Below are 10,790 nucleotides of genomic sequence, written 5' to 3'. Positions count from 1 at the left end.
GTCCTGCCGGGCCCACCACGGACACATCGACTCCCGGTCGGGGAGTAGCGCAGCCTGGTAGCGCATCTGGTTTGGGACCAGAGGGTCGCAGGTTCGAATCCTGTCTCCCCGACCAAGTCGAGTTTGGCTCACGCGCCGTTCACTCGCGACAATCCAATACATTTTGCGGCAAGACCGGCGGCGCCAAGCTGTGCACACCGGCAGCACGTTGAGTCGGCTAAGAGAGGCGCATAGCGATGGGCGATGTCAGCATGGCAATGAACCGCTTTGGCCTGGGGCTTCGCCAGGGCGAAGCCGTACCGGCTGACCCGCGGCGCTGGCTGCTTGATCAGTTTGCCCGATACGATCCGCGCCCTGCCGCCATCGCGGCAGTGCCCGATAGCGCTGCGCAGGTAATCAGGCTGCGCGCTTCGCGCGAAGCTCAGCAGGACTACAAAGCAGAAGCAGAGCGGCTGAAGAATACGCCCGAGGCCAATTCTCTGTCCAAGCCGTTCCGCGGCATCCGCGACGACTATGTCGCCGGTAGCGGAGCCCGCACCAATGCTGCCCTGACAACGTCCACACCTTTTGTCGAGCGGCTGGTTCATTTCTGGTCGAATCACTTTGCCGTTTCGGTCGACAAGCTGGTTACCCTTGGCTTGGCCGCACCGTTTGAGTTCGAAGCGATCAGGCCGCACGTGCTCGGCAGCTTTTCCGACATGCTGGTAGCCGTCACCCGCCATCCAGGGATGTTGCTTTATCTTGATCAGGCGCAATCGATCGGACCCGAATCGACGCTTGGCACCCGCACATCGCGCCGCGGAAACCAGCGCGGACTGAATGAAAACCTGGCGCGCGAGATTCTTGAACTGCACACCCTGGGCGTGCGCACCGGGTATACCCAGGATGATGTGACAGAGCTGGCCCGCGCCCTGACCGGGTGGACCGTTGGCGGTCTTGCCCGACAGCCGCAGCTTCGCGGACCGGGGCCGGGGTTTTTCTTCCTCGATGCGATCCATCAACCGGGAAATCGCACAGTTCTGGGCAAGCGTTATGAGGCATCCGGTGAAGACCAGGCGCGGCGGATCCTGCTTGATCTGGCGGCGCACCCTGCAACCGCCCGGCATCTGGCGACCAAGCTGGCTCGCCACTTTGCCGGCGATGTTCCGCCGCCGACATTGATTGCACGGCTGGAAAAAACATACCTTTCATCGGGCGGAGATCTGGCCGCGGTATACCGCGCACTGGTGGAAGCACCCGAACCGTGGAGCGCACCGGCAAAGTTTCGCAACCCTTGGGACTGGACCATCGCGACCTTGCGCGCGGTTGGCGTGCCTGCTGTCCCTGCAAAAGCGAACGCAGCCGCCTTCAAGCAATTGGGCCAGCCGATCTGGCAGCCCGGATCGCCCGCCGGTTGGGATGACACGTCGCCCAGCTGGGCCGGCCCCGATGCCCTGTTCCGCCGGATCGAAGTGGCCCAGCAAATCGCCGGCCGCAATCCTGAAATGGATGCGCGCGCCATGGCCGAACGGCTATTTCCCGGCGCCTTGTCCGACAGTACCCGCAAGGTGCTGGCTGGCGCTGAAAGCCCTACCCAGGCGCTCGCCCTGCTGCTGGCGGCACCCGAAATGCTGCGGAGGTAAATCCATGCTTGATCGCCGATCCCTGCTGGCCCGCGGTGCGCTGATGTCGGGTGCGCTGTTTGCACCGCATCTGGCCTTTGCCGCCTTACCCGGTGAAAAGCGTCTGGTCTTTATCATCCAGCGCGGCGCGGCCGATGGGCTTGCCACCCTGTCCCCGACCGGTGATCCGGCCTATGCCGGCTTGCGCCGCGAACTTGCCGATATTGACGGCGGGACCAAACTTGACGGCATGTTCACCCTGCACCCTGCCCTGCAGCGCGTGGCCCAAAGCTATCGCAGCAACGAGGCGCTGTTCGTGCATGCGGCCGCATCGCCATACCGTGACCGTTCGCATTTCGATGGGCAAAACGTCCTGGAAACAGGTGGACGCGAACCATACGATCGCGGTGACGGCTGGATGAACCGCTTGATCAGTATGTTGCCCGGCGGCCCGGCCAAGGCGCTGGCGCTTTCACCGGCGATCCCCACCGCGCTGCGCGGGCCAGCCACGGTCTCCAGCTATGCCCCCAGCAGTCTGCCCGAAGCATCCGGCGAATTGCTACGACGGGTGGAGCGGCTCTATGCCGGGGACGCGCAGCTTCATGCCTTGTGGACCGAAGCGGTGCAGACCCGGCAATCGGTTGGCGAGGGCGGCGATGGAGGCCGCGGCGCTGCAGCGATGGGCACCCTTGCTGCGTCACTGCTGACGGGCGCAGAAGGTGCGCGGCTGACCATGATCGAAACAACCGGTTGGGACACCCATGCCAACCAGCGCGGGCGGCTGGGCAACCAGCTGACCGGGCTTGACGCCATGCTGGGCGCGCTGAAGGAAGGCCTGGGGCCGATCTGGGCCGACACGCTGGTCATCATCGCGACCGAGTTCGGCCGCACCGCTGCGGTTAACGGCACGGGCGGGACCGATCATGGCACCGGCGGGCTGGCCGTGTTGATCGGCGGCACAGTTAAGGGTGGCCGCATTGTGGCGGACTGGCCGGGCCTTGCCAATGCACAGCTTTACGAGGGGCGCGACCTGAAACCGACCACCGCGCTTGATGCCGTAATGGCCGGAGCTGTTGCGGGGCACTTCGGCCTTGATCCGGCGATCGCCGCGTCCAGGCTGTTCCCGGGCGGAACGGGCCGCCCGCTTGTGGACCTAATTCGCGCCTGACAGCGATCCGGCCTCGTTCGCCACGATCCTGAGCGCTGCGGTCCAGGCGGCGACATTTTGTTCAAGCTGCTGGGGATCGACCTTGTCGAGCGTATCGTCGGGCGTGTGGTGCAGATCGAAATAGCGTGTGGCATCCTGGATCAGATCAATCACGGGCAGTTTTTGCGCCAGGGCGATTGCGCCGATGTCTGCTCCGCCTTCAACGCCCGCGCCGTAATCGACAATCCCCAGCGGGGCGAGCGCGGCGACCAGCCGGTCACGCAGCGCTGGGTTGGTTTTGGCAAAGCTGGTGCGCAGGCCATAGACCCGGTCGGCGCCGGTATCACTTTCCATCGCCAGGCTGTGCGGCTCGGCCGCGTGGGCCTTTCCATATGCCGCGCCGCCGAACACGCCGATTTCTTCGCTGCCGGCCCACAAGACGCGGATCGTGCGCAAGGGCTTGCCCCCGGCCTGCGCCCGCAGCGCGGCGGCAGTGACAATCGCGCAGCCTGCACCGTCATCGATGGTTCCCGTGCCCAGATCCCAGCTATCAAGATGGCAGGCGACCAGGACCGGCGGCAGTTTGGGGTCGCTCCCGGGCAGTTCGGCGATGACGTTGCCCGACGTCATGTTATCCTGCGGATGGCCGGTCAGGGTGATCGCGAGGCGCATCGGCTTGCCCCGCGATGCGATACGCGCGATCTGTTCCGCATCGGGAAGCGATACCGCTGCGGCCGGGATCGGCGTTGCATCGCCAAACTGGGTGCCGCCGGTATGCGGATTGCGGTGCATGTCGGTCCCGGCCGAGCGGATCACGACCGCCAGCGCCCCTTTCTGCGAAGCTATGCGCGGACCTACGCGGCGCACATTCCCGAACGGGCCGTAACCCGAACCGTCCTGGTTGGCCTTCATTGCGTGATCGATAAAGGCGATCTTGCCCTTGAGCGAGCCATCCGGCGCCGCCTTCAGCGCATCGAGGGTAGGGAAATAAACCAGCTCTGATTCAAGCCCGCCATCCGGCGTGGGGACCGAATAACCCAGCGCGGTCACCGCAACGTTCTGGGGATAGGGCGCGGTGATCCGGGCATGCTCCGCACCGCGGACGAACCCGCGCAAGGTGAACGGTTCAATCCGCGGGTTGCTGAAGCCCAGCGCCGCCAACCGCGCCACAGCCCATTCGCGTGCCGCCGCTTCGCGGTCTGATCCGGCAATACGGGGGCCGATCTCGGTGGTCAGCGCTTCCAGGATGGCCCACGCCGATGGGTCGGGCATGGTTGCAGCCGGGCTCGCCCCCTTCTTGGGTGTGGCTGTGGCTGGAGCGGCAAGGACAAGGGCGGAGGCGGCCAGGGCCAGAGTGACGGTTCGCATTGCGGCGTTGCTATCCCGGCACGCCGCCCCTGCCAAGCGGCATCCATCGGCATTGCACCGTCATTTGCGCAACATGTGACCGCTTGCCCGATTTTACGCAGCCCTGTAGAGCGCGCGGCAACTTTCCCATCCCGCCTGTTTCCCAAGAGGATTATTCGATGGCCGCCCAGTACGCCTTCGTCATGAAGGATATGACCAAGACCTTCCCCGGTGCGCAAAAGCCGGTGCTCAGCAACATCAGCCTGCAATTCTATCAAGGTGCGAAGATCGGCATTGTCGGACCCAACGGCGCTGGCAAATCGACGCTGATGAAGATCATGGGCGGGATCGATAAGGACTACACGGGCGAGGCGTGGCCGGGTGAGAACATCACTGTCGGCTACCTGCCGCAGGAACCGGAACTCGACAAGACCAAGACCGTGCTGGAAAACGTAAAGGACGGCGCCCGCGAAACTGCCGATCTGGTCGACCGTTTCAATGCGATCAGCATGGAAATGGCTGAACCCGACGCGGACTTCGACAAGCTGGGCGAAGAGATGAGTGTCCTGCAGGGCAAGATCGATGCGGTGGACGGCTGGACGCTCGACAACCAGCTTGAAATCGCCATGGAAGCACTGCGCTGCCCGCCTGGCGACTGGTCGGTGGAAAGCCTGTCGGGCGGGGAAAAGCGCCGCATCGCGCTGACCCGGCTACTGATCCAGAAGCCCGACATCCTGCTGCTTGACGAGCCTACCAACCACCTTGATGCCGAATCGGTCGAATGGCTGGAAAACCATTTGAAGGAGTATGCCGGCGCGGTGCTGATGATCACCCACGACCGGTACTTTCTCGACAACGTCGTCGGCTGGATTCTTGAGCTGGATCGCGGAAAATACTTTCCTTACGAAGGCAATTACTCGACCTATCTGGAAAAGAAGGCCAAGCGCCTTGAACAGGAAGAGCGCGAGGAAAGCGGCAAGCAGAAGGCGCTTACCCGTGAGCTGGAATGGATCCGGCAAACTCCGGCCGCGCGGCAGACCAAGTCCAAGGCCCGTATCCGCAAGTTCGAAGAATTGCAGAACGCGCAGGACAACCGTCCTATCGGCAAAGCCCAGATCGTCATCCAGGTGCCCGAGCGACTTGGCGGCAAGGTCATCGACGTGCAGAACTTGTCGAAGGCTTACGGCGACAAGCTGTTGTTCGAAGATCTGTCGTTCATGCTCCCGCCCGGTGGGATCGTCGGGATAATCGGCCCCAACGGTGCGGGTAAATCAACCCTGTTCCGCATCCTCACCGGCAAGGAACAGCCCGATAGCGGCAGCGTGGAGATTGGCAGCACCGTCCACCTGGGCTTCGTCGACCAAAGCCGCGACGACCTCAACCCCAAGAACAACGTATGGGAAGAAGTGTCGGGCGGGCATGACTACATGACCGTGAACAAGCAGGAAATGAGCACGCGGGCCTATGTCGGTGCGTTCAATTTCAAGGGCGCCGACCAGCAGAAGAACGTTGGCAAGCTTTCTGGCGGTGAACGCAACCGCGTGCACATGGCCAAGATGCTGAAGGAAGGCGGCAATGTCCTGCTGCTTGACGAACCAACCAACGACCTTGACGTTGAAACCCTCGCCGCTTTGGAAGACGCCATCGAAAACTTCGCTGGGTGCGCAGTGGTCATCAGCCACGACCGCTTCTTTCTGGACCGGCTGGCAACGCATATTCTTGCATTTGAGGGCAACAGCCACGTCGAATGGTTCGAAGGAAACTTTGCAGCATACGAGGAAGACAAGCGCCGCCGCCTGGGCGACGCAGCAGATCGCCCGACCCGCCTCGCTTACAAGAAACTCACTCGCTAAGCTGAACGAAAGTCTTACCAATTCGTTCACGCTGCTGACAGCGCGACTCAGATAGGCCGGTCTCATGGTCGCCGCCGATGGTGCGGCGCGATGGGATGGAGACACGGCCATGGCCGTCAGCAAGAACTACCTTTCGGGCCGCCGCGCAGCGCTGGCCCTTGCCGTGGCAGCAATTGCGCTGCCAGGAATCGCTTTGGCAGAACCCGACAATGGCGGCTGGGGCAAACGCGGTGATCGGGCCGAGCGCGTCCAGTCGGACAGTGGCCAGGACAACGGACGCCAAAGTCGCGGCGGCTGGGGCGCCCGTGCCGAGCAAAGCCGAAACGAAGGCGGCGGTCAAACGCCGGCCTGGGGCGCGCGTAACGAGCAGTCGCGCGGAAATGGCGAACAGGCCCGCGGCTGGGGCCGCAATGGTGGCAACGCCGACAATGCCGGCCAAGTTCAGACCCGCGGCTGGGCCGGTCGTTCGGACGGAAACCGGCAGCAGTCGGTCCCGGCCGCAGCGCCCCCGCAGCAGGCCGCTCCCCGTTGGGCGTCGCCCTCTACCTGGGGCGGTGCGCGGGATGCAAATCGCCGCGGCGATGAAAGTCGGGGCGGATCATGGGCAGGACGGGACGGCGACCGGAACCGGGACGGCGAGCGCCGCCGTGATGGGCAATGGACCAGCCGCGATGGCAACTCGAGCCGTGACAATGATCGCTGGCGCAGCAACAACCAGAGCCGGTACAATGATCAATGGCGCAATCAGCAGTCGCGCAACACGACCTACACCTATCGCGATAATCGCCAGACCGATTACCGCAATTGGGACCGCCGCTGGCGCAACAACGACCGTTACAACTGGTCGAGCTATCGCCGCTACAACCCATCGATCTATCGCTGGGGCACCTATTATTCACCCTACCGGAACTATTCTTACCGCCGGCTGAGCATTGGGTTCTACCTCGATTCTCTGTTCTACAGTTCGCGCTATTGGATCAACGATCCGTATCAGTATCGCCTGCCCGACGTGTACGGCCCCTATCGCTGGGTTCGCTATTACGACGACGCGCTGCTGGTGAACGTCTACGATGGCGAAGTGGTCGACGTTATTCACGACTTCTTCTGGTAAGCGTCACGCGATCGAGAAAAACCAAGGGCCGCTGCGGAAAACCGCAGCGGCCCTTTCCATTTGAGATACCACGATTGGCTTAGCGGCGCAGCGACATCCGGGCCAATGCCTGAGTGTTCTTGTCAATAATTCGGTGCTTCAGTGCCCCGGCTACGTGAAGCGCCAGCAAGACCAGCATCACCGTTGCAAAGGTGCCATGCGCACCGCCGAATGTCTCGCCCAGATCCTTGTTCTGCGCAAATGGCAGCCCCGGGAAGTCAACGATTCCAAACATGCTGACAGGCTTTCCGCCAGAAAACGCGGAATGGGTAGCCCATCCGCCCAGCGGTATGCCCAGCATAAGTCCGTAGAGCAGAAAGTGAACGATCTTCGACAAGGTTACTTCCCACGGCGCGAGATCGGCTGATGGTGCAGGCACACGGTGGGTCAACCGCCAGCCTATGCGCACCAGTGTCAGCAGCAGGATCGATATGCCGATCGCCTTGTGATTACCCATGATCTGCATCGCCGCATCCCTGGGCTGGTTCTGTGCATACCAGGCGGCGGCAAAGTTCAGGGCGATCAGCGCAGCAATGAGCCAGTGCAAGATGACGGCGCCGCGCGAATATCGCGCGGACGAGGTGGTTTGACTATCCATCCGCGCAGTCTTGCAAATACACGCTGTTTGAACAAGCGCGATTGCAGGTCTTGTGCCGGGGCGCAGCATTGGCAATGGTAGCGGTGTGAACCAGTCAGCCGCCCCAGTGCCGCTCAAACACTATCCTCCTTGCCCCAATCCGGACAAGGCAGCGATGAAAGACGTCGGCGACCGGGTACGGGCGCGGCTCGAAGCAGATCCGATGGTCCAGCGTATCGCCGCGGACCACGCCGAAATCTGGGCCGTTGCCGATTTCGTCACACCCGGAGAATGTGACCGCTTGATGGCAATGATTGACCGCACTGCAGTTCCATCGAAGATCCTCGATCACGGATATAACGAGGTGTGGCGCACGTCCTATTCCGGCGATGTGGACGTAAATGACGGCTTTGTGAAAATGGTTGAACGGCGGATCGACGATCTGATCGGCCTGCCTCACGAATGGGGCGAAACGATACAGGGGCAGCGCTATGCTCCAGGCCAGGAGTTTCGCGAGCACATGGACTGGTTCTGGACGAAGGCGCCGTATTTCAAAGCTGAATCGCGGCGCGGCGGCCAGCGCAGCTACACGGCAATGATATACTTGAACGACGTAGAAGAAGGCGGCGAAACAGCCTTCCTCAACCTCGCGATATCAGTCCCGCCGCAGCGCGGCGTTTTGCTGGCGTGGAACAATGCGACACTTGACGGATCATTGAATCAATTCACCCTTCACGCAGGTTTGCCGGTGGCTAAAGGCACAAAATACATCGTAACGAAATGGTATCGTACGCGCAGATGGGGGAATGCTTGAAGACAGGGGCAATCACAGCGCTGGGGGCAGCGTTGTTTATCACAGCTTGCGGACCGCTTAACGCTCAGTCATCGCCGGTGCCGGCTGTCACTGCGGCACTCGGGACTGACGACGAACGTCTGATGGGCCTGTTCCGCGACGATGCCCGGCGCGAAGACGCGCTTGACCCGATGGCCGTGATCTATCGTGGCGGTACGCCATCTCCCACGGCCTTCCGGCAGATGTTCACCGACGCGCAGCTGCACGCGCAGCGCGGGTCGGTCAATGAAAGTATTGCCGCGCTGCGCCGGATTGATCGCCGCCGGCTGAGCGATGAGCGGCGCATTTCCTACGACGTGTTTCTGCTCGACAAACGGCAGGAACTTGGCGGACTTCAGCCCGACATGGCAGCTTTGACAGCAGTCCGGCCGTTCAATCACTTCGGCGGTCTGCATATCGAGTTCCCCTCGCTTGTTGCCCGCGATGGAGCCCTGAAATACGATGACGCCGTAGCATACCGCGCCAATCTTGAACTGATGCGGGGGTTTGCCGTCGTACTGGACAATGCGGTGGCACGTTTCAGGCAGGGTCTGGGCAGCGGAGTTGTCGAAACGCGGCTGACCACAAACAACATGATCGGACAGATCGATACCTTGCTGGCCCAGCCGGTCGATCAATCGCCCTTCACCTCGCCGGTCCGGGATTTCCCGCCCGGCATCAGCCCCGCCGAAAGGGCTGAATTACGCGCCGCCTATGCCGCAGCGCTGCGCGACGAGGTCTTGCCAGCGTACCGACGTCTTCGCGCATTCCTGCATGACGAATACCTGCCAGCCGCACGCGAACGGATAGGCATTGCCGCCATGAGGGGCGGCACCGATTTCTATCGGCGAGCAATCAGGCAGCACACCACATTATCGCTCGATCCCCAACGCGTCCACCAGCTGGGCCTGGACGAAGTGGCTCGGATCCAAGGGGACATGGACGGTGTCAGACGTGAGCTGGGCTATGACGGCGACCTTAAAACGTTTTTCAACACGATCCGCACCGACCCACGCTTTCACCCCAAAACGCGCGAACAATTGGCAGCAGGCTTTGCTGCGGTCGCGCGAAAGGTTGACGCGGTCGTGCCGCAGTATTTCAACCGCACGCCTCGTACCAAGCTGTTGATCGAGCCATACCCTGCCTACCGCGAAAAGTACGAAGCAGGTGGCAGCTATAACCAGGGTTCGCCCGATGGCAGCCGCCCGGGCGTTTTCTATTACAACGCATATGATCTGCCGAGCCGGTTCCTGAGCGGGATCACCACACTGTACCTGCACGAAGGCGCGCCGGGCCATCACTTCCAGATAAGCCTTGCCCAAGAAGACCGAACCCTTCCCGATTTCCAACGCTTTGGCGGCAACAACGCTTATGTCGAAGGCTGGGCACTTTACGCCGAAACGCTGGGCTATCCGATGGGCTTTTACAAGGATCCGTTGCAGCATTGGGGCACGCTGGACGACGAGATGCTGCGCGCGATGCGGCTGGTTGTCGATACCGGCATCCACGCCAAAGGCTGGTCGCGCGAACGGGCAATTGCCTACATGTTGGCCAACTCTGGCATGGGAGAAAGCGACGCTACTGCTGAGGTTGAACGGTATATCGCCTGGCCGGGTCAGGCGCTGAGCTACAAGATCGGGGCCCTGACTATACAGCGCCTGCGCAAAAAAGCCGAAGCTGCTTTAGGCGCGCGCTTCGACGTGCGCGACTTCCATGATCAGATCCTGGGTTCGGGCGCCCTGCCACTGCCGATTCTTGAGGCGAAAATCGACCGCTGGATTGCCCGAACGCGGGCTGCGTAGTTCCTCGTAATGTGCCGCTGGGCGAGTGCTAACCTGCCTGCTCTAATCGACCTGCATTATGACAGCAGCAGGAGCAGGCGGGGTCACAGGCAGGCGCGGGCAAAGCAGGCTAAGGGTTCGCTTGCCGTGCCGCCTCATCTCCTGCGCGGCCGACCAGGCCGCCTGGTTGATCGACCTGAGCGCATCTGGCGCTCGGGTTTACAGCAAGGCGACGTTCGCTCTGCGGGGCGACGTCGTACTGCAGTGGAGCGGAAAGGAAACGTTCGGCACGATCGTTTGGGCCCGGGTTGGCTATTGCGGGATCCGCTTCTTTGACAGCCTTCCGGAAAGCTGGGTCCTTGAAGCACGCGGGCTATGCTCGGCAAGCCCGGCCCGCGATGAACGCGCCGCAGCCCGAACTTTAGCGAGGGAATGGGTCACGGGTGCCCGAAGGATCTGACCACGCTGGCAAAGACGGGCGCCCGACACTGCACCTGACAAC

General features: G+C 62.2%; 9 protein-coding genes and 1 tRNA gene. 8 read left to right on the top strand and 2 right to left on the bottom strand.

Annotated elements, in window-relative coordinates; translation table 11 throughout:
• The first annotated feature begins 38 nt into the window (after positions 1-38).
• From Q0L62_RS06025 to Q0L62_RS06015, 3 genes are all read left to right on the top strand, one after another.
• Positions 39-115: transfer RNA gene (locus tag Q0L62_RS06025), tRNA-Pro, on the top strand.
• A 121-nt stretch (positions 116-236) separates the two neighbouring features.
• A complete protein-coding gene (locus Q0L62_RS06020; protein ID WP_296677828.1) occupies positions 237-1,622 on the top strand; it encodes a DUF1800 domain-containing protein in 1,386 nt (461 codons plus the stop codon).
• Between the two features lie 4 nt (positions 1,623-1,626).
• Positions 1,627-2,769 (top strand): DUF1501 domain-containing protein, encoded by a 1,143-nt coding sequence (locus Q0L62_RS06015; RefSeq protein WP_296677826.1) that lies wholly within the window; start codon positions 1,627-1,629, stop codon positions 2,767-2,769.
• Here Q0L62_RS06015 and Q0L62_RS06010 read toward each other — a convergent pair.
• Positions 2,755-4,116 carry a M28 family peptidase gene (locus tag Q0L62_RS06010; RefSeq protein WP_296677823.1) on the bottom strand — a complete coding sequence of 454 codons (1,362 nt, stop codon included), beginning with the start codon at positions 4,114-4,116 and terminating at the stop codon, positions 2,755-2,757. The two genes, Q0L62_RS06015 and Q0L62_RS06010, sit on opposite strands and share 15 nt — an antisense overlap.
• A 158-nt stretch (positions 4,117-4,274) precedes the next feature.
• On the opposite strand from Q0L62_RS06010, the gene ettA reads away from it, so the two are divergent.
• Positions 4,275-5,948, top strand: a complete 1,674-nt coding sequence (gene ettA / locus Q0L62_RS06005; protein WP_296677821.1) for an energy-dependent translational throttle protein EttA — start codon at positions 4,275-4,277, stop codon at positions 5,946-5,948.
• Between the two features lie 109 nt (positions 5,949-6,057).
• Positions 6,058-7,059, top strand: coding sequence for an RcnB family protein (locus Q0L62_RS06000; protein ID WP_296677819.1), 1,002 nt, complete (start codon positions 6,058-6,060; stop codon positions 7,057-7,059).
• 79 nt (positions 7,060-7,138) lie between these two features.
• Here the strand turns inward: Q0L62_RS06000 and Q0L62_RS05995 are convergent, their stop codons facing one another.
• The gene (locus Q0L62_RS05995) at positions 7,139-7,696 is read right to left on the bottom strand and encodes a cytochrome b (RefSeq protein WP_296677817.1); all 558 of its coding nucleotides are present in this window, start codon (positions 7,694-7,696) and stop codon (positions 7,139-7,141) included.
• Between the two features lie 85 nt (positions 7,697-7,781).
• Here Q0L62_RS05995 and Q0L62_RS05990 point away from each other — a divergent pair, with 85 nt between their 5' ends.
• Genes Q0L62_RS05990 through Q0L62_RS14430 form a run of 3 tightly spaced genes read left to right on the top strand, consistent with a single transcriptional unit; the run spans position 7,782 to position 10,748 of the window.
• On the top strand, positions 7,782-8,489 hold the full coding sequence (locus tag Q0L62_RS05990; RefSeq protein WP_296677814.1) for a 2OG-Fe(II) oxygenase: 708 nt from the start codon (positions 7,782-7,784) through the stop codon (positions 8,487-8,489).
• Positions 8,456-10,309: a DUF885 family protein gene (locus tag Q0L62_RS05985; protein ID WP_296677812.1), complete on the top strand. Its 1,854-nt coding sequence runs from the start codon at positions 8,456-8,458 to the stop codon at positions 10,307-10,309. Before Q0L62_RS05990 ends, Q0L62_RS05985 begins: the two co-directional genes overlap by 34 nt.
• Before the next feature lie 58 nt (positions 10,310-10,367).
• A complete protein-coding gene (locus Q0L62_RS14430) occupies positions 10,368-10,748 on the top strand; it encodes a PilZ domain-containing protein (protein WP_367183261.1) in 381 nt (126 codons plus the stop codon).
• The last annotated feature ends 42 nt before the right edge of the window (positions 10,749-10,790 follow it).

The sequence above is a fragment of the Novosphingobium sp. genome, from assembly GCF_024642085.1.
Taxonomy (GTDB): domain Bacteria; phylum Pseudomonadota; class Alphaproteobacteria; order Sphingomonadales; family Sphingomonadaceae; genus Novosphingobium.
This window is presented reverse-complemented; position numbering and strand designations above follow the sequence as displayed.

Coding starts and splice junctions, on each gene's coding strand:
- Q0L62_RS06020 (WP_296677828.1), top strand. CDS start 237: ATGGGCGATGTCAGCATGGCAATGAACCGCTTTGGCCTGGGGCTTCGC.
- ettA (WP_296677821.1), top strand. CDS start 4,275: ATGGCCGCCCAGTACGCCTTCGTCATGAAGGATATGACCAAGACCTTC.
- Q0L62_RS06015 (WP_296677826.1), top strand. CDS start 1,627: ATGCTTGATCGCCGATCCCTGCTGGCCCGCGGTGCGCTGATGTCGGGT.
- Q0L62_RS06000 (WP_296677819.1), top strand. CDS start 6,058: ATGGCCGTCAGCAAGAACTACCTTTCGGGCCGCCGCGCAGCGCTGGCC.
- Q0L62_RS14430 (WP_367183261.1), top strand. CDS start 10,368: ATGACAGCAGCAGGAGCAGGCGGGGTCACAGGCAGGCGCGGGCAAAGC.
- Q0L62_RS05995 (WP_296677817.1), bottom strand. CDS start 7,696: ATGGATAGTCAAACCACCTCGTCCGCGCGATATTCGCGCGGCGCCGTC.
- Q0L62_RS06010 (WP_296677823.1), bottom strand. CDS start 4,116: ATGCGAACCGTCACTCTGGCCCTGGCCGCCTCCGCCCTTGTCCTTGCC.
- Q0L62_RS05985 (WP_296677812.1), top strand. CDS start 8,456: ATGGTATCGTACGCGCAGATGGGGGAATGCTTGAAGACAGGGGCAATC.